This window comes from Paludibacterium flexuosum, assembly GCF_037076605.1.
GTDB lineage: Bacteria > Pseudomonadota > Gammaproteobacteria > Burkholderiales > Chromobacteriaceae > Paludibacterium.
In genome coordinates this window covers 3,009,157-3,028,143 of record NZ_AP029060.1, presented here as the reverse complement: position 1 = coordinate 3,028,143, position 18,987 = coordinate 3,009,157, and the positions used below count along the sequence as shown (strand labels likewise).

19 protein-coding genes and 1 pseudogene are annotated in these 18,987 nt (G+C 55.5%); 6 read left to right on the top strand and 14 right to left on the bottom strand.

Annotated features, from left to right (window positions below; all coding sequences use genetic code 11):
• Nucleotides 1-5: 5 nt before the first annotated feature.
• The gene (locus AACH39_RS14410; RefSeq protein WP_338620458.1) at nt 6-1,508 is read right to left on the bottom strand and encodes a YifB family Mg chelatase-like AAA ATPase; all 1,503 of its coding nucleotides are present in this window, start codon (nt 1,506-1,508) and stop codon (nt 6-8) included.
• 8 nt (nt 1,509-1,516) lie between these two features.
• Complete coding sequence (locus AACH39_RS14405; RefSeq protein ID WP_338620457.1) at nt 1,517-1,777, bottom strand: accessory factor UbiK family protein; 261 nt, start codon at nt 1,775-1,777, stop codon at nt 1,517-1,519.
• A gap of 357 nt (nt 1,778-2,134) precedes the next feature.
• Between AACH39_RS14405 and glnK the strand changes: the two genes are divergently transcribed.
• Both glnK and AACH39_RS14395 read left to right on the top strand, forming a co-directional pair.
• Entirely contained in the window at nt 2,135-2,473 is a 339-nt protein-coding gene (gene glnK / locus AACH39_RS14400; RefSeq protein ID WP_133679525.1) for a P-II family nitrogen regulator, read from the top strand.
• A gap of 23 nt (nt 2,474-2,496) precedes the next feature.
• Nucleotides 2,497-3,807, top strand: a complete 1,311-nt coding sequence (locus tag AACH39_RS14395; RefSeq protein ID WP_215778350.1) for an ammonium transporter — start codon at nt 2,497-2,499, stop codon at nt 3,805-3,807.
• Between the two features lie 111 nt (nt 3,808-3,918).
• Here AACH39_RS14395 and AACH39_RS14390 read toward each other — a convergent pair whose 3' ends face one another.
• The 12 genes and pseudogenes from AACH39_RS14390 to AACH39_RS14335 all read right to left on the bottom strand — a co-directional run bounded on the left by AACH39_RS14390 (nt 3,919) and on the right by AACH39_RS14335 (nt 14,825).
• Complete coding sequence (locus AACH39_RS14390; protein ID WP_215778352.1) at nt 3,919-4,365, bottom strand: ClpXP protease specificity-enhancing factor; 447 nt, start codon at nt 4,363-4,365, stop codon at nt 3,919-3,921.
• 9 nt (nt 4,366-4,374) lie between these two features.
• Entirely contained in the window at nt 4,375-4,977 is a 603-nt protein-coding gene (locus AACH39_RS14385; protein ID WP_215778355.1) for a glutathione S-transferase N-terminal domain-containing protein, read from the bottom strand.
• Nucleotides 4,978-5,131: 154 nt separating this feature from the next.
• On the bottom strand, nt 5,132-5,887 hold the full coding sequence (locus tag AACH39_RS14380) for a cytochrome c1 (RefSeq protein ID WP_215778357.1): 756 nt from the start codon (nt 5,885-5,887) through the stop codon (nt 5,132-5,134).
• Nucleotides 5,888-5,904: 17 nt separating this feature from the next.
• The gene (locus tag AACH39_RS14375) at nt 5,905-7,248 is read right to left on the bottom strand and encodes a cytochrome bc complex cytochrome b subunit (RefSeq protein WP_215778359.1); all 1,344 of its coding nucleotides are present in this window, start codon (nt 7,246-7,248) and stop codon (nt 5,905-5,907) included.
• A gap of 15 nt (nt 7,249-7,263) precedes the next feature.
• On the bottom strand, nt 7,264-7,848 hold the full coding sequence (petA, locus tag AACH39_RS14370) for a ubiquinol-cytochrome c reductase iron-sulfur subunit (protein ID WP_215778371.1): 585 nt from the start codon (nt 7,846-7,848) through the stop codon (nt 7,264-7,266).
• A 117-nt stretch (nt 7,849-7,965) separates the two neighbouring features.
• Nucleotides 7,966-8,712 (bottom strand): Nif3-like dinuclear metal center hexameric protein, encoded by a 747-nt coding sequence (locus AACH39_RS14365; protein WP_215778374.1) that lies wholly within the window; start codon nt 8,710-8,712, stop codon nt 7,966-7,968.
• Between the two features lie 147 nt (nt 8,713-8,859).
• Nucleotides 8,860-10,509 carry a chaperonin GroEL gene (groL, locus tag AACH39_RS14360; protein WP_215778377.1) on the bottom strand — a complete coding sequence of 550 codons (1,650 nt, stop codon included), beginning with the start codon at nt 10,507-10,509 and terminating at the stop codon, nt 8,860-8,862.
• A 39-nt stretch (nt 10,510-10,548) separates the two neighbouring features.
• Entirely contained in the window at nt 10,549-10,836 is a 288-nt protein-coding gene (gene groES, locus AACH39_RS14355) for a co-chaperone GroES (protein ID WP_215778379.1), read from the bottom strand.
• Nucleotides 10,837-11,020: 184 nt separating this feature from the next.
• Nucleotides 11,021-11,653: a response regulator transcription factor gene (locus AACH39_RS14350; RefSeq protein ID WP_215778382.1), complete on the bottom strand. Its 633-nt coding sequence runs from the start codon at nt 11,651-11,653 to the stop codon at nt 11,021-11,023.
• Between the two features lie 152 nt (nt 11,654-11,805).
• Entirely contained in the window at nt 11,806-12,918 is a 1,113-nt protein-coding gene (locus AACH39_RS14345) for a glycosyltransferase (RefSeq protein WP_338620456.1), read from the bottom strand.
• A gap of 378 nt (nt 12,919-13,296) precedes the next feature.
• Nucleotides 13,297-13,635: pseudogene (locus AACH39_RS14340) on the bottom strand (transposase family protein); the annotation flags it as partial.
• Nucleotides 13,636-13,716: 81 nt separating this feature from the next.
• Nucleotides 13,717-14,825, bottom strand: a protein-coding gene (locus AACH39_RS14335) for an IS3 family transposase (RefSeq protein ID WP_338620455.1) whose coding sequence is annotated in 2 segments (ribosomal slippage) — nt 13,717-14,567 and nt 14,567-14,825 — 1,110 coding nt in all. Because the reading frame shifts where the segments join, the coding sequence is not laid out codon by codon here.
• Nucleotides 14,826-15,014: 189 nt separating this feature from the next.
• On the opposite strand from AACH39_RS14335, the gene rfbA reads away from it, so the two are divergent.
• The 4 genes from rfbA to AACH39_RS14315 all read left to right on the top strand — a co-directional run bounded on the left by rfbA (nt 15,015) and on the right by AACH39_RS14315 (nt 18,844).
• The gene (gene rfbA, locus AACH39_RS14330; protein WP_215778388.1) at nt 15,015-15,893 is read left to right on the top strand and encodes a glucose-1-phosphate thymidylyltransferase RfbA; all 879 of its coding nucleotides are present in this window, start codon (nt 15,015-15,017) and stop codon (nt 15,891-15,893) included.
• Between the two features lie 2 nt (nt 15,894-15,895).
• On the top strand, nt 15,896-16,456 hold the full coding sequence (rfbC, locus tag AACH39_RS14325) for a dTDP-4-dehydrorhamnose 3,5-epimerase (protein WP_215778390.1): 561 nt from the start codon (nt 15,896-15,898) through the stop codon (nt 16,454-16,456).
• A gap of 1,176 nt (nt 16,457-17,632) precedes the next feature.
• A complete protein-coding gene (locus AACH39_RS14320) occupies nt 17,633-17,770 on the top strand; it encodes a hypothetical protein (RefSeq protein WP_215778393.1) in 138 nt (45 codons plus the stop codon).
• A gap of 33 nt (nt 17,771-17,803) precedes the next feature.
• Nucleotides 17,804-18,844: an NAD-dependent epimerase/dehydratase family protein gene (locus AACH39_RS14315; protein WP_338620454.1), complete on the top strand. Its 1,041-nt coding sequence runs from the start codon at nt 17,804-17,806 to the stop codon at nt 18,842-18,844.
• Nucleotides 18,845-18,987 lie beyond the last annotated feature (143 nt).

Here is an 18,987-nt window from a genome sequence, read left to right as displayed (position 1 = left end):
GAGGACTACTGCCGCGCGAAGGTCTGCCTCCTCAGTTGCACGGCCTGCAACACCTGCGCGCGACCAACCTTTGCCAACCCGGCCAGATCGGCCAGGGTCAGCGCCAGACGCAAGGTTCGATGCAAGGCGCGTGCAGACAGATGCAGTCGCCCCAACAACTCAGCAAGAAACTCAAGCAAACCGGTTTCGACACGGCAATAGCGCTCAAGTTCACCTGCCGTCAAAAAAGCATTCACCTTGCCCTGGCGATGCAGTTGACGCTCACGCGCCATCTGCACACGCTGCAGCACGAGGGCGGACCCTTCTCCCGGGCCGTTTTGCAACAGCTCGGCAGGCGTGTGCCCCGCCATTTCCACCTGCATGTCGATACGATCCAGCAGGGGGCCGGAGATTTTACCGCGATAACGCGAAATTTGCTCAGGCGAACACAGACATCTTCCCGAGACATCCCCGGCATAGCCACAGGGGCAGGGATTCATGGCCGCCACCAGCTGAAAACGGGCCGGGAAGGAGAAACGGCGTGCGGCGCGCGCCAGATGGACCACCCCGGTCTCCATGGGCTCGCGCAGCGCCTCCAGAGCCCGTCGTTCGAACTCGGGCATTTCATCCAGGAACAGCACCCCATGATGCGCCAGCGTGATTTCCCCCGGTCTGGGCACGCTGCCGCCCCCCACCAGCGCCGCGACAGAACTGCCATGATGCGGGGCGCGAAAGGGACGCTGGCGCCAGTCCGCCGGATCGAAGCCCTGCGAGCTGAGGGAATGCAGCGCAGCACACTCCAGCGCCTCCGCTTCGCTCATCACGGGCAGAATACCGGGCAAACGCGCCGCCAGCATGCTCTTGCCACAGCCCGGCGCCCCGATCATCAGCAGGCTGTGGCCCCCAGCCGCCGCCAGTTCGAGAGCATGACGGGCAACGCCCTGCCCGCGAACCTCGGCAAGATCCGGCAGCAAACGACCACACGGCGGAGACTTCGCCTCGGCGATACTCAGCGCCTGCACACCATTGAGATGCGCACAGACCTGCAGCAGGCTGTCTGCCTGCAAAACCTGCACGCCGGGCACCAGTGCCGCCTCGGCCGCACTGGCCGTGGGCAGCACCAGGCAACGTGCAGCACGGGCCGCATGACAGGCCATCGCCAGCGCACCGCGCACCGGCCGCAACTGCCCGGACAGCCCCAGCTCGCCGGCGAACTCATGCCGGGCAAGTGGCGCTGCCAGCAGTTGGCCGGAAGCGGCCAGGATGCCCAGCGCAATCGGCAGATCGAAACGGCCGGAGGCCTTGGGCAGGTCAGCCGGCGCCAGGCTGACGATGATCTTGCTGGCGGGAAATTCAAAGCCGGAGGTCTGAATCGCGCTGCGGACCCTGTCGCGACTCTCCTTGACCTCGGTATCAGGCAAACCAACGATATGAAAAGCGGGCAACCCCGCTGAAAGATGCACTTCCACTTCCACGTCGGGCGCATCCGCACCATCCAGCGCCCGACTATGCACCACGGCGAGCTTCATCGCCGCAATCAGGCGCGGCCGTGTTCCGCAGCCTCATCCGACGCCCCTTCCAGACGCGCCAGACGCTCCTCCAGCCGAGCCAGCTGCTCGCGGGTGCGAACCAGTACCTCCTGCTGCACCTCGAACTCCTCGCGGGTAACCAGATCCAGCTTGCTGAAAGTCGCGGCCATCATGGCCTTGAGGTTTTTCTCCACATCCCGAACCGGGCTGGCGGCGATGGTCTCACTGATTTTGCTGCTCAATTCCTCGAACAGTTTCTGACTAAGCATGGCAATACTCCGTTCGTATTCGGTCTGATTGAAATCCGGCTTGAGTGTAGCAAAAAGCCCCAGCTCCCGCAGTGTCCGTGGCATGCACCAGACTTGCCAGCCAACGCACCAGCATGGTGCATGAACAGACGAGCCGGACCTGCGCCCCCGCATCACCGCCCTGCCCTCGTTCAGACAACAACGCGGACGAACAGACAGCCTGCTTTTTTCAAGCGGCCGAAATGCTGGCTGGATAAGGCATTCAGTCTGCTCGCGGAATTTTTTTCTCACAACAGTGTGAGGCTGGCATGTTTTCTGCAATGCAGCATATGAAGTCTACAAAACATCAGCAGGATCAGGGACAGCAAAGGAGAGGTCATGAAATTGGTCACAGCGATTATCAAGCCGTTCAAGCTTGACGAAGTACGCGAGGCCCTCTCGGCCATCGGCGTACAAGGTATCACCGTCTCGGAAGTCAAAGGCTTCGGGCGCCAGAAGGGACACACCGAACTCTATCGCGGCGCAGAGTATGTGGTGGACTTCCTGCCCAAGGTCAAACTGGAAATCGCCATCGACGATGCCCTGCTTGATCAGGTCGTCGAAGCCATCGAGAAATCGGCGCGTACCGGCAAGATCGGTGACGGCAAGATTTTTGTCGTGGATCTGCTGCAGGTTGTCCGTATCCGGACGGGCGAAACCGGCGTGGACGCAGTTTGATCATTGGACAGGGGGGAATAGAGATGAAGAAAACCATCACTGCGCTGGGTCTGGTCGGGCTGTTTCTTGCCCTGCCGGCTTTGGCCGATGCGCCGGCAGGTCCGGCACTGCAAGACTTCAAGGTCATCAACTCCGGTGACACGGCCTGGATGATGACCTCGACCGCGCTGGTTCTGTTCATGACCATCCCGGGTCTGGCGCTGTTCTACGGTGGCATGGTACGCAAGAAGAACGTCCTGGCGACCCTGATGCAGAGCTTTGCCATTACCGCACTGGTCACGATCATCTGGACGGTCATCGGGTACAGCCTGGCCTTTACGGTCGGCTCGCCGTACATCGGCGACCTCAGCCGCGCCTTCCTGCAGGGCATGGACTACCTCAGTGACGTCAAGAAGATCAGCGTCCACCCGAGCGCCGGCACCATTCCTGAAGCAGTCTTCATGATGTTCCAGATGACCTTTGCCATCATCACGCCGGCACTGATCACCGGTGCCTTTGCCGAACGGATGAAGTTCTCCGCCATGCTGATCTTCATGACCCTGTGGTCGATTCTGGTCTACGCGCCGGTCGCCCACTGGGTGTGGGCACCGGGCGGATGGATGGCCGGCAAGGGGGTCCTGGATTTTGCCGGCGGCACAGTGGTGCACATCAATGCCGGTATCGCCGGTCTGGTCTGTGCCCTGGTGATGGGCAAGCGTGTCGGTTTCGGCAAGGAAGCCATGCCGCCGCATAACCTGGTCCTGACGCTGATTGGCGCTTCGATGCTGTGGGTAGGCTGGTTCGGCTTCAACGCCGGCTCCGCGGTCGTCGCCGATGGGCGTGCCGCCATGGCCATGGTCACCACCCAGATCGCTACTGCCGCGGCGGCACTGGCCTGGATGTTTGCCGAATGGCTGACCAAGAAAAAGCCGTCCGTACTCGGCATCGCCTCCGGCGCCGTCGCCGGCCTGGTGGCCATCACGCCGGCCTCCGGTTTCGTCGATGTACAGGGTGCCCTGATCATCGGCATCGCTGCCGGGGTGGTCTGCTTCTGGGGTGCCACCGGCCTGAAGCACATGCTGGGCTATGACGACTCGCTGGATGCCTTCGGTGTTCACGGCGTCGGCGGCATTCTCGGCGCCCTGCTGACCGGTGTCTTCGCCGTCAAGCATATCGGCGGCGCCGATGGCAGTCTGGCCACTCAGGCGCTGGGGGTTGGCGTCACGGCGGTGTACTGCGCGATCGTGACCTTCATCCTGCTGAAAGTCATCGATCTGGTTGTCGGTCTGCGTGTCGCCGAAGAAGAAGAACGCGAAGGGCTGGACGTGGTTCTGCACGGTGAACGCATCGAATAAGCACAGAATTCGTGGTAAGGGACTTTGGGGCGCTTCGGCGCCCCCTTTTTTTGTCTGCCGGGCGGACAAAGAAAAACGGGCGCCGCAGCGCCCGTGATGATTCGATCCGGCTTACTTGACGATGCGCAGGTTGGGCGGCCCCTTGGGCTTGTCGCCCTCGGGGGCGGCAGGCGAAGCAGACTGATTGCCCTTCTCGCCCGGAATCGCCGCCGGTGCATGATCAACGGCATGCAGGTGCTCGGTATTGGCCAGCTCGACATCAAACCCCATCCCCTCACCGGTTTCGCGGGCGAAGATCGACATCACGTTGCCAATCGGCACGAAGACCTGACGGGCCACACCGGCAAAACGCGCCGAGAAGGTGATCAGGTCATTATCGATGCGCAGCTCCTTGGTGGCATCGGCACTGATGTTCAGCACAATCTCGTTGTTCTGCACATACTCGCGCGGCACATCGGTACGCTCATTGACCCATACGACGATATACGGCGTATGACCGTTGTCGGTGCACCACTGATGCAGGGCACGGAGCAGATAGGGTTTGGTGCTGGTGGTCATGGGAACCCCTTATTTACGCATGGCCTTTTCGGACGGCGTCAGCGAATCGATGAACGACTGGCGCTGGAAAATACGCTCGGCGTACTTGAGAATCGGCGCGGCACTCTTGCCCAGATCGATGTTGTAGTGTTCCAGACGCCACATCAGCGGCGCGATGGCCACATCGATCATCGAGAAATCATCGGCCAGCATGAACTTCTGCTTGGCAAAGATCGGGGCGATGGTGGTCAGGCCGTCACGGATGGCTTCACGGGCCTTGGTGGCTTCCTTGCCGGTCGCACCGGATTCCAGTGTCTTGACGTGGTTGAACAGTTCCTTTTCGAAACGGAACAGGAACAGACGGGCACGGGCACGCATCACCGGATCGGCCGGCATCAGTTGCGGGTGCGGGAAGCGCTCGTCGATGTATTCGTTGATGATGTCGGATTCATGCAGGATCAGATCACGCTCGATCAACACCGGCACCTCGTTGTACGGATTCATTACCGCGAGGTCTTCCGGCTTGTTGTGGAGATCCACGTCGATGATCTCGAAATCCATGCCCTTTTCGTACAGCACGATACGGCAACGGTGGCTGAAGGGGCAGGTAATGCCGGAGTACAGGGTCATCATGGCAGGCACTCATCCTTGACGGTTCAGGTTGGAAAATTGCCACGATTCTAGCATTTTCCACCCTGCCATTACCAGTTTTTATGCGTAAGCGCATGATTAAAAAAGAAAAAAGGCAAGGTTCGCACCTTGCCTTTTATCCCGAAGTTCACACGTCTCAGTGCACGTCGCGCCAGTATTCCTTCTTGAGGAAGTAGGCCAGCGGCAACAGCAACAGGCCGAGGAACATCAGCACGACATAACCGATCTGCAGTCGCTTGACCTGAGCCGGCTCGGCCATGAAGACCAGGTAGTTGGTCAGGTCGGCCATACGCTGGTCGAACTCGGCCGTATTGGCGTGACCGTTTTCCAGCTTGGTCATGCTGCCTGCCTTGACCAGCACCAGTTGTTTCTCTTCGGTGCCGTCACTGTTCTTCACGGTTTTCAGCTGCTGGTCACCCTGCCATTGCCACAGCACATGCGGCATGGCCACCTTGTCGAACACCAGGTTGTTCCAGCCGGTCGGACGGGTATCGTCCCGGTAGAAACCGCGCAGGTAGGCATACAGCCAGTCGGCGCCACGAGCACGCGCCTCAACCGACAAATCCGGCGGGTTGTTGCTCAACCACTTCTTGGCATCCTGCGGATCCATGGCCACATGCATGGTGTCGCCGATCTTGTCACTGGCGAACATCAGGTTCTTCTTGATCTGATCTTCCGAAAGACCAATATCGGTCAGCCGGTTGTAGCGCATGGCATTGGCCGAATGGCAGGACAGACAGTAGTTGACGAAGATCTGCGCACCGCGCTGCAACGACTCGGTGTCCTGAATATCAATCGGTGCCTTCGGCAGCACCGGACCTTCTTCGGCCGCTGCTGCCAACGGCAGCAGCAGTGCCAGCGCCGCGAGCAGATGACGAATTGGCTTTTTCATGATGGTCATCCCTTCGGTCAGATATGGTTGGCGAACAGGGCGGCGGCCACGATCAGCAGCGCCCACAGCACGAAGAACATCACCTTGCCGCGCGTCGTCGACTCGGTCACCCGTGTCGGTACCGGCACCTTGCCGGCATCGTTCTTGGTATAGAACGGCATGCCGAGGAAGAAGGCAAAGTAAATGACCGACAGCGTGCGCGCCACCAGCGTACGAACATCCGTCGGCGGCAAGGCGCCCAGGATGCCGAGACCGACAAAGGCAATCACGAACAGCGTCAGCATGAACTTGAACTTCGGCCCACGATAGCGCACCGACTTGATCGGCGAACGATCCAGCCAGGGCAGGAACACAATCAGCACCACCGCGGCGCCCATGGCCAGCACGCCCCAGACCTGAGTCCCGAGGAAGGACGGCACGGCGCGCAAGATGGCGTAGAACGGCGTGAAGTACCATACCGGCGCAATATGCGGCGGCGTCTTGAGCGGGTCGGCCGGGAAGAAGTTATTCGCTTCCAGGAAGTACCCCCCCATGGTCGGCATGAAGAACACGATGCAGGAGAACACAATCAGGAACACGGCCACGCCCAGCACATCCTTGACGGTGTAGTAGGGGTGGAACGGAATGCCATCCAGCGGCAGATGGGTTTGCGGATCCTTGTGCTCCTTGATTTCCACGCCATCGGGGTTATTGGAACCGACCTCATGCAGCGCCATCAGGTGCGCCACGACCAGTGCCAGCAGCACCAGCGGCACGGCAATCACGTGCAGGGCAAAGAAGCGGTTCAGCGTGGCGCCCGACACGACATAGTCACCACGGATAAAGACCGACAGGTCAGGACCGATGACCGGGATCGAGCTGAACAGGTTGACGATCACCTGAGCCCCCCAGAACGACATCTGGCCCCATGGCAGCAGATACCCCAGGAAGGCCTCGGCCATCAGGCACAGGAAGATCAGCATGCCGAAGATCCACACCAGCTCGCGCGGCTGCTTGTAGGAGCCATAGATCAGGCCACGGAACATGTGCAGATACACCACGACGAAGAACATCGAGGCGCCGGTGGAGTGCATGTAGCGGATGATCCAGCCACCGCTGACGTCACGCATGATGTACTCGACCGAGGCGAAGGCCACCGACATCTTGGTACCGGGCACCAGGGTGGCATCCGGCATGTAGTTCATGGTCAGGAAGATACCGGTCAGCAGCTGCATGACCAGCACCAGCAGCGCCAGCGAACCGAAGAAATACCAGAAATTGAAATTCTTGGGCGCGTAATACTCGATTACGTGCTCCTTGAGCATCGACGTCAGCGGAAAGCGTGCGTCGATCCAGTTCAGCAGTTTTTGTCCCTTGCTCATGGTTTCGCCCTCAGCTTATTTATCGTCGCCGACCAGGATGCGCGTGTCGGACAGGTATTTGTGTGGGGGAATCAGCAGATTCTTCGGTGCCGGCATGCTCTTGTAGACGCGTGCGGCCAGATCATACTTCGAACCGTGGCAAGGACAGTAGAAACCACCCAGCCAGTCCGGGCCCAGATCTGCCGGCGCCAGGTCAGGCCGGAAAGTCGGCGAACAGCCCAGATGCGTACAGATACCCACAGTCACCAGCAAGCCAGGCTTGATCGAGCGATGACGGTTTTTGCAGTACTCCGGTTGCTGATCCATGTCGGACGTCGGATCGGCCATCTGATCATCCAGCTTGGCCAGATTCGCCACTTGCGTCGGCGTGCGCGACAGCAGCCAGACCGGCTTGCCCTGCCACTCGACGTTGACCATCTGGCCAGGTTCGATCTTGCTGATATCCACCTCGACCGGCGCGCCGGCGGCCTTGGCACGTTCTGACGGCAGGAAACTCAGCACAAACGGCGTGGCCACCCCGGCCACCGCCACTCCCCCGACCGCGCTGGTTGCCACCGTCAGGAAGCGACGGCGCCCTGCATCGACTTGTTGTTCACTCATTACAGTCATCCTCAATCATGGAAACTCGAGCGTTTATCCCAACGGATTTTACCTGATTACCCCTACAAATCTGAAGGGTTTATGCAAATAAATTGATTATGCCCGCTACATTTATGCTTAAACAGGGTTTGGCAGATCAACAAAATCCACCTCAATGCCAAAGGCATCAGCCAGCGAGCCCCCCAAAGCCGCGATACCATAGCGTTCCGTGGCATGATGGCCGGCCGCCATAAACACACAGCCAGACTCCATGGCCATATGCTGATTTTGTTCAGAAGCTTCCCCCGTCAGAAAGGCATCTACACCGAGGGCAATGGCGGCATCAAAAAAGCCCTGCGCACCGCCAGTACACCAGGCCACACGACGAATCGGCCTTGAGGCCTCGCCGAGCATCAGGACCTCACGGTGCAGACGGGCAGACACCGCCTGGCGCCAGGCCTCCGCCGACAGGGCCTCTGGCAAGTGGCCATGCCACAGCAGATCCTGCTCTCCCGTCTGACCTTGCGGCAGCAACCCCAGCACTTTGGCCAGCTGGGCGTTATTGCCATACTGCGGATGGGCATCCAGCGGCAAGTGATAGGCCAGCAAGCTGATGTCATGCTGCAGCAGGGCCTGCAGACGACGCTTTTTCATGCCGATAATGCGCTGGTCCTCACCCTTCCAGAAAAAGCCATGATGCACCAGCACCGCGTCAGCCTGGCGCGCTACCGCCTCATCAATCAGTGCCTGCGAGGCGGTCACGCCACACACAACCCGCCTCACCTCCTCGCGCCCGGCCACCTGCAAACCATTGGGGCAATAATCCTTGAAACGCCACGGCTCCAGCACCTGATCCAGATGATTCAGCAAATCTGCTAACTGCATATCACATCCAATAATTGAAAATCTCTGTCATTAAAGCCTACCGCAGCAAGAAACAAAAGCCCAGCCACCCGGCTGGAAACAATAAAAAAACGCCACGAGCAAGCTCGTGGCGTTTTTCATGACAGATGACAGATGGTCTGTCGGCGATTACATCATGCCGTCCATGCCCATACCGCCCATGCCGCCCATACCGCCCATGCCGCCAGCAGCAGCCTTGTCTTCCGGCAGTTCAGCGATCATGCAGTCGGTGGTCAGCATCAGGCTGGCGACCGAAGCGGCGTGTTGCAGCGCAGTGCGGGTCACCTTGGCCGGATCCAGCACGCCCATTTCCAGCATATCGCCGTACTCGTCGGTCGCAGCGTTGAAGCCAAAGTTGCCCTTGCCTTCCAGCACGCGATTCACCACAACGGACGGTTCGCCACCGGCGTTGGCAACGATCTGACGCAGCGGCGCCTCGATGGCACGCAGCACGATCTTGATACCGGCATCTTGATCAGCGTTGTCGCCCTTCAGGGTTTCCAGCGATGCACGAGCGCGCAGGATGGCAACGCCACCGCCAGGCACCACGCCTTCTTCAACGGCTGCACGGGTAGCGTGCAGGGCGTCTTCGACGCGTGCCTTCTTTTCCTTCATTTCAACTTCGGTGGCAGCGCCAACCTTGATCACAGCAACACCGCCTGCCAGCTTGGCAACGCGCTCTTGCAGTTTTTCACGGTCGTAATCGGAAGTGGCTTCTTCGATCTGCTTGCGGATTTCACCCACGCGCGCCTGGATCGAGGCGGCATCACCAGCACCGTCGATGATGGTGGTGTTTTCCTTGCCCACTTCGATACGCTTGGCTTGGCCCAGCATGTCGAGGGTGACCTTTTCCAGGGTCAGGCCCACTTCTTCGGCAATCACGGTACCACCGGACAGAACGGCGATATCCTGCAGCATGGCCTTGCGACGGTCGCCAAAGCCCGGAGCCTTGACGGCAACGGTCTTCAGGATGCCGCGAATGTTGTTGACCACCAGGGTCGCCAGGGCTTCGCCTTCAACATCTTCGGCGATGATCAGCAGCGGACGGCCCGACTTGGCCACCTGTTCCAGAACCGGCAGCAGGTCGCGGATGTTCGAGATCTTCTTATCGAACAGCAGGACGAACGGGTTGTCCAGGGCAGCGATTTGCTTGTCCTGATTATTGATGAAGTACGGGGACAGGTAGCCGCGGTCAAACTGCATACCTTCCACAACTTCCAGTTCGTTGTTCAGCGACTTGCCGTCTTCAACGGTGATCACGCCTTCCTTGCCAACCTTTTCCATGGCATTGGCGATGATTTCGCCGATGTCGGAGTCAGAGTTGGCGGAGATCGAACCCACCTGAGCGATTTCCTTGGAGTTGGAGCACGGACGCGACAGCTTGGCCAGTTCGCCAACCAGGGCGATCACAGCCTTGTCGATACCACGCTTCAGATCCATCGGGTTCATGCCGGCAGCGACGAACTTCATGCCTTCCTGAACGATGGCCTGAGCCAGCACGGTCGCCGTCGTGGTACCGTCACCGGCCACGTCGGAGGTCTTGGAAGCCACTTCCTTGACCATTTGAGCGCCCATGTTCTCGAACTTGTCCTTCAGTTCGATTTCCTTGGCAACCGAAACACCATCCTTGGTGATGGTCGGAGCACCGAAGGAACGGTCCAGGACCACATTACGACCCTTCGGGCCCAGGGTGACCTTGACCGCATCGGCCAGGACATTGACACCCACTACCATCTTGGCACGGGCGGATTCACCAAAACGTACGTCTTTAGCAGCCATTCTCAAACTCTCCAGTAATCTGTTCAGTCAGCGACAGCATTATTCAACGATGGCCATCACGTCTTCCTCGCGCATCACGAGGACTTCGTCACCGTCGATCTTGACGGTCTGGCCGGAGTACTTGCCGAAGATCACCTTGTTGCCGACTTTCAATTCCAGCGGACGACGTTCGCCGTTTTCCAGGATCTTGCCATTGCCGACGGCAATCACTTCACCCATATCCGGCTTTTCGGCAGCTGCACCCGGCAGCACGATACCGGACGCAGTTTTTTCTTCTGCCTCAAGGCGCTTGATCACAACACGGTCATGCAAAGGACGAATAGCCATTGATTTCTCCTGATATCCAGTGGCTGTTGAAAGTTGAAATACCAATCAAATCAGCATTTTGTTCGAGCGCCTAGCACTCGACCCTAGCGAGTGCTAATGATATGGGCGCATCAAACCCCTTTCAAGGGCACGGAGAACAAAAATTATTTCTATAGACGCAAAGCAATCAATAGAAACCGGCAAATCAGACCACCCCCATTTCTCTTGCATACTCGGCAATGGCGATCGAATTCTTCAGCTTGAGCTTGGTCAGCACCCGGGCCTTATAGGTACTGACCGTCTTCTGGCTGATGAAGAACATGGCGGCAATTTCCTTGTTGCTGAAGCCCTTGGCGATGTAGCGCATGATGGCCAGCTCCCGGACCGTCAGGGCGGTCAGGGCATCGCTGGCCTTCAAGGCCTGAGGATTGATCCCCTGCGCGGCAATCAGATGGGCGGCCGGAAAGCAGTTATAGCCCGCCAGCAGCGCACGCACCGTATTGGCAATTTCGGTCATGTCCTTGGACTTGGTGACAAAACCATTGGCCCCCTCCTCGGCGGCCTTGGCGGCGTACAAACCTTCTTCATGCCCCGTCAGCACCAGGATGCGGATCTTGTCACTCACCGCCTTGATGCGGCGAATCATGCCCAGGCCATCCGTCTTCGGCAAAAACAGATCCAGAATCACCAGATCCGGCACATGGCGCTTCACTTTTTCCAGCCCGTCCTGCCCACTGTCCGACACATCGACGACAGACAGATCCCCTACCTGCTCCAGGCAGGTCTTCAAGGCCAGCACGATCACCGGATGATCGTCGATCACAATGATTTTTTTCATATGCATACCCTTGCGGCGCAATCGTCCGCTGTTATCCCCGCGGGAACTATGGGGTACACAAGGATGGCAGGGCTATCAGATGAAAAGAGCCGGCGTCACGGCCGGCTCTGAAAGACAGGTAAGATCATTCCTAAATGCCTGGCGAGCGTGAATCAAGCGTCCCCATCACGCTTGCACGAAGCGCGCACCAGCCAGCGCGGCGTTTTAAATCGAATGATCATGCGATAGAGTGCGAGGTAAAGCAGGACAAACAGCAGCACACACACCATCAAAACCGGTGTGCTCTGCCAGAACAGCATGGCAGGCGCAATCGACAATGCGGTCAGACCCCACAGATAAGGAGCGGTCATGCTATTACGGCGAGTGAGGTGCTCGGCTTCGCGGGAGCCGACCATCCACAGTACCAATCGTTTGTACACGAGCATATGTAAATGCAAGCCATCAGGTACGCCAGGGGACATGCCACGCAACACTTTTTTGCGGTAAATAGAGTACAACGTCTCAAAAACCGGATACACAACACATAGCAAAGGAAACCATGGAGAGACTTGTGCATTGCGAGCCACAAGCAGAACCGAAACTTCCGCAATCAGGAAGCCTACTAAATAAGCACCACCATCACCCGCAAAGATCAATCCACGCGGGTAATTCAACAGCAAGAATCCCAGTAAAGCGCCACAAGCAGAAGCACTGATTGATAAGAGGAGAGAGTCACCTACCTTAAATGAGACATAACCCAGTGCAATGAAGATCAACATTGAAACCATACCAGACAAACCATTATAGCCATCAATGATATTTATTGAATGTGCTACACCGCCTACAGCAATCATAGTAAACAGAATTGCGACGATCGGGAACTTCAATAAGAGCCCGTCAACCAATGGCAATCCAAGGCGTCCAATCACCGCATGAAAAACCAGAATTCCAAGCAAAGCTGCGGCCAAGGTTGCACCTAGCCTGGTCTTCACACCCACCCCTTTAGTGATATCTTCGACGAGACCCGCCACATAAGCAGGCAAGGCCACTAGAAGAATTTCTATACCAAGCAGATCTCTTTGCAGCCAGAACATTAAGCCACTACCGACCAACAGCCCGAGAAAAATTGGCACGCCACCAATTCTAGGCACTGGGGTTGCATGGAATTTCTGGACGCCCTGTAAATCATTATCAGCAGAAAACTGAGCATGCAGATGCTGATAGCGGATTAACAAGACAGCAGAAATAAAAGCACACAACATCGACATCAATAAAATAAGCAACATAGAGTAGTGTTTTCATCCAGGCGAAAAACAGATACTTGAGAGGCACAGACGACTATCAAAGCCTACCTCACAATGCTCCAACCAGCAACGAGATGCCCTCATTAAAGCCCCTCTGGATTGCTTCCTTCACAGCAAAGATACTCCATTGTCATTGATTTATGGTATGACGCCAAGGTGAAATGAGGATCACCCGGCATACGTGGGCCCCAAAACCACGCTCACAGCGCATTACAGATCAATCTCTCCATCAGGAAGTCGCATGCCATATCGGAAAATAGCCTGTACCACAGGCCGGTCTGTAGCCGTTGCGGAAAGAGAAACTAGAGGAGACCGTCAAACCCAAGCAATGCATACCATCCCACCGACATCCCCCTGTATTCAGTAGCAGAGGGCTTTAGAGTCCGAGGGTAATTTAACTGATTTTCCGGTGAGTGACTTGGCGTAAGCTGCTGGGGTCAATCCACCAAGGACTTTCTTGGGCCTTTCATCGTTGCATTCCCTGCGCCAGGCTTCGATAACGACCTGGGCATGGCGTAGGCTAGTGAACCAGTGTTCGTTTAGGCATTCATCGCGGAAACGCCCGTTAAACGATTCGATATACGCGTTCTGATTGGGCTTGCCGGGCTCGATCAGAAACAGTTGCACGCCACGAGCATGCACCCAGGTCAACATGGCTCGACTACAGAACTCCTTGCCGTTATCCGTCCGAATCGCTTTGCCCCCCGTGTCGTCGCCAGCTGCTCCAGGATGGACGTCAGTTGCATGCTGACCTGACTGCTTTTATCGGACCACTCGCCTCTAGAAATTCATGACCCAAGGTTGCGTAGTCATCTCCGACTTCCGACGAAACTCCATCGGTGTCAGGTACTGCAAACTCGAATGCGGGCGCACTTCATTGTAATGAACGCGCCAGTCTTCGATCACGATTCTGGCTTCAATTCGGTTCCGGAACCACTCCATCGCCAGACACTCATCGCGAAATTTCCCGTTGAAGCTTTCATTCGTACCGTTTTGCCACGGTTTGCCGGGTTCAATGAGCGTCGATTCAATCCGCTCCTCCATCGCCCATTTCAATAACGCCTCACTGACAAATTCAGGGCCATTGTCTGATCGGATGTAGCGTGGCGCGCCATGGATACTGATCAACCGGCTCAGTACGTCGATGACACGTTTTGACCGGATCGATCCGGCGACATCAATGGCCAGACATTCCCGCGTGTATTCGTCGATCACCGTCAGGCATTTGATCTGCTGACCATTGGCACAGGCATCAAACACAAAGTCATAGCACCACACGCTGTTTCTACTGGCGGGCGCATGGGGCCGTGGCCGGCTGCCGGCTACGCGGCGCCGACGCCGTTTCCTGGGCACTTGCAGTCCGGCCTGCGCCCATAGCACGACACAGCGATCCCGGCCAATCACGATCCCTTCTCTTTGCAGGAAGACACGAATGCGCCGCGAACCAAAGCGGGGGTACTGCCCCGCTAACAACCGCATCGATTCGATGACCGGCGCGTTCTTGCGCCGCATCTTGGGCTCGTAGTGCAAGGTCGAACGGCTGATCTGCATCAGCGCACACGCCTGCCGCTGGCTGAGCCCTCGCTCAATGGCATAGTGAGCTTGGGTCCGGCGGACCTGTGCGCTCACCATTTTTTTGCGACAATTTCCTTCATCACTTCGATTTCGAGATCGCGTTCCGCCACCAACTTCTTCAGGCGGGTATTCTCGGCTTCGAGCGCCTTCAATCGTTTGACGTCGTCGCTGACCATCTCGTCAAACCGTTTACGCCAGGCGTAGATCGATGCCTCGCTGACGCCATGGCGCTTGGCCACTTCGGTGATCGGAGCACGATCCGCTTCACGCAAGATCCTGACGATTTGTTCGTCGCTGTACCGGCTCTTCTTCATTGCCGCACCTCAGATCTGAGGAGCCATTATCTCTAGATTCGATTGGTCGGAAAAACCCATGACAGGTCAGAGGGACGTCGTTATACATAAGAAAAACATGGACAACCGGGTTCTTGTATAATGATAAAGTCCCTCTAAGCATGAACTTGTCTATTCTAGAGAGTCCGACTCAAGGGAGTTCCACCGCTGATGAGTAATATACGTAAAGGCATCATCCTGGCCGGCGGGTCTGGCACACGCCTATATCCTGCGACCCTGGCACTCAGCAAGCAGTTGATACCCATCTACGACAAACCCATGATCTATTACCCGCTCAGCACACTGATGCTTGCCGGCATACGAGAAATACTCGTCATTTCAACACCACAGGATCTACCTCGGTTTGAGGCATTACTCGGAGACGGGGCTCGTTGGGGATTAGACATCCAGTACAAAGTGCAACCATCGCCTGATGGTATCGCACAGGCATTCCTGCTCGGTGAGCAGTATCTCGCTGGAGCGCCATCTGCGCTCGTATTGGGTGATAACATTTTTTATGGCGATGATTTTGCCACTCTCTTGCAACACACCAATCGTCAGACGAGCGGAGCAACAGTTTTCGCCTATCGTGTGCAAGATCCCGAACGTTACGGCGTGATCCAGTTCGACGAAAATGGCAAGGCCGTTTCAATAGAAGAAAAACCACAATTTCCCAAATCAAACTATGCCATAACCGGTTTGTATTTCTATGACGAGCACGTTTCAGACATTGCTAAATCCATTCGTCCCTCTGCGCGCGGCGAACTTGAAATCACTGATGTCAATCTTGCCTATCTTGCTGCCGGTTCATTGGAAGTAACAACAATGGGACGTGGTTATGCGTGGCTAGACACTGGAACTCATGAATCAATGCTGGACGCCAGCCAATTTATTGCAACCATCGAAAAACGCCAGGGATTAAAAGTTGCCTGCCCAGAAGAAATATCCTACCGCATGGGCTATATATCAGCAGAACAAGTTTCTGCGTTGGCAAGCACAATGAAAAAAAACAACTATGGACAATATCTGCTTAGAATGCTAGAAGAATGACAATGCGAGCCATTGACACCCCCTTGGATGGTTTGAAAATTATTGAACCCGTTATCTTTGAAGATGATCGTGGATTTTTCTTTGAAAGTTTTAATCAAAAAGATTTTTGCAATGCCATAAACAGGGAAATTACCTTCGTCCAAGATAATCATTCTAAGTCAAAAAAAGGGGTATTGCGTGGTTTGCATTTCCAGACCCCCCCCTTTGCACAGGGTAAGCTAGTACGCGTCATCGAGGGAGAGGCATTTGATGTTGCTGTTGACATTAGACCTGACTCGAAAACTTTTGGCCGATGGTATGGGCTAAATCTCTCCGAAAAAAACAAGCTACAACTATGGATACCAGAGGGCTTCGCCCACGGCTTCTTAGCCCTAACAGAAACCGTTGAGCTCATATATAAAACCACCAATTACTGGGTCAATACGGCAGAAAAAACAATACATTGGAAAGATTCAGACATTTGTGTTGAATGGCCACTAACCGAAGCACCCATTTTATCGATTAAAGACCAGCAGGGTATCCGTCTGAAAGAAATTATCAGATCGACCACCTCCAACTCATAGAACGTCATCACTTTCAAAAAGTGGGCCTCACAGATTCGTCCGCCCGATCAGGAGAAGGGTCACGTGGAGCAACACGAGCCCCGTAGTGAGTCATCTAATAATGAAGCACGGCTGTAAATAAATCACCGCACCAAGCCCCTTTCATCCCATGACACTATTTAACGGCCCAAAGAGAAGGCCAATGTCACAGCGAGAGGACTTAATTGTATAAATCATAAAAAGGGCAAACTGCCCCCCCCCCCCGGAGGGCCTGATACCATGCGGACCGTCTGCGTCCTGCCCAAGGCTGTATAACAATTCAAAGTCGCAACCCAGATTTGAAGCACCACCACCTGTCAGTCAAAGTCGCGCGACTTGCCTCGTTCAGCCAGGAATTTGGAACCGTGCATCTCTGTTTCGACCAGGTTGCGGCGATGGTACTCACTCCACTTTTTCCTAAGCTTTCGTCCCAGATACTTTTGGCGCAGCGACTCATTGCGAGCCCGATTGTCCTGTGAATGCCCTTTCCAGCGTCGGCCGTTTCGACACGGCGGCATGATGGCGGCTGCCGCGCGATCTACAATCGCTATTTGACATAGAAGTGTCGTACGCCCCTCCGTGGCAACCATCTCAAGTCCATCAGCCTCCGGAATTTGTGATAGCCGCTCTGGCTGCATCGTGGCATCGCCAATTTAGAGCGTTGGTAACTTTCATTGCTCGGATTTCCTGTATCTGCGCGTTAATGCCCAGATGTAGCTTGCGTCATTGGCGGCGGTAGTCTGCGCCATGCGTTTTACCCTCCACACACCCTTTTCCACCATACTTGATGCCTATGTTATCTACCAGGAGCTGTAGGCAGCCGGCTTCTTCCATACTGAGATGAAAACCTGCAGGTCTGTCTGGGGGCGGGCAATCGCACCAAGGTCAGAAACGAACCAGTTAAGTCCAGCTAGGCATAACATACCTTCGCTCATGCCTGTGGCTTAGCGTATCGCCTGACCAAACAGGTCATGGTATGGTAGGACGTAACTGGATAGCCACTTCGTAGAAAGTGGGCTGCCTTTGCCGGCTGCAGAGGATGGGACCACCTCGTGCATGTCATTGTCCAGCCAAAGAAGGTGCTACCCACTCTGTTCGAGGGACTGGTTGTAAACCCGCCAGCAAAACCTTTGTCACTTGGCACGAAGGAGCTAGATCATGCAATCACTCAACCTGACAGACGCAAGCCATGATTTGTGCAACAAAGCCATTACCAGAAGAAAGTCCAACGTCAGGCATTACCTCATCGTTGATTTGCTCACCGAGGGGCTTGGTAAGCCATTTCACATCCTGTAGCATCCAACTTGTAAAAACACTAAGCCCCTGTTCATGAAGCCGACAACATCCTATCAACATATCTGTGAAGAAATTGCTGAGAGTCCCCGCGACTGGTTGGTAACCGGCTCGGCTGGCTTCATCGGCAGCAACCTGGTCGAGACCCTGCTTAAGCTCAACCAACGAGTAGTTGGTCTGGACAACTTCTCCACAGGTTTTCGCCACAATCTGGAAGAAGTTAAATCACAAGTCTCGGAGGCTCAGTGGGCTCGATTTAAATTCTTCGAGGGCGATATTAGAAACCTTGATGATTGCATGCGTGCGTGTTCTGGGGTGCAGCATGTACTCCACCAAGCAGCCCTCGGCTCTGTGCCGCGCAGCATAAATGACCCCATTTTAACCAATGCGAACAATATTGATGGCTTCCTGAACATGCTCGTTGCAGCGAGAGACTCAGGTGTTTCGCATTTTGTCTTTGCTGCAAGTAGCTCTACGTACGGCGACCATCCGGGGCTACCTAAAGTTGAAGATTTGATTGGATCCCCGCTATCTCCCTATGCAATTACCAAATATGTTAATGAACTCTATGCAGATATATTTGCGCGTTGCTATGGATTTCACTCCATTGGATTACGTTACTTCAACGTATTTGGAAAGCGCCAGGATCCAAATGGCGCATATGCAGCAGTGATTCCAAAGTGGATTTCATCTCTTATTAAAAACGAGCCTGTATATATCAATGGTGATGGAGAGACTAGCCGCGACTTTTGTTATATTGAGAACTGCATCCAAGCTAATATCTTGGCAGCAACTACAACCACACAGGCAGCCCAGAATCAAATTTATAATGTTGCAGTGGGCGATTCTACCTCGCTAAATCAACTATTCAATTTATTGCAAAAAAACCTATCGAATCATTTTGACCATGTAGCAGCTATCCAGCCTGTTTATCGAAATTTTCGAGCAGGAGATGTCCGTCACTCATTGGCATCAGTTGAAAAAGCAAAAATGCTCTTGGGGTACCAACCGTCATACAAGGTAGAAGATGGCCTCAACGAGGCGATGAAATGGTACATTGATTACCTGGATGAATGACTGTCCCTGCTGTTTCGTTATCCGGCCCGACCGGCTTGTTGAGCCTTGACAACAAGCAGCCTCCCTCGCGAGGGTACTAAATTGTCCTGATGTTTAACTGGTTTACCCCTTGCAGGATCAAGAATGAAACACCCCCATCCCCC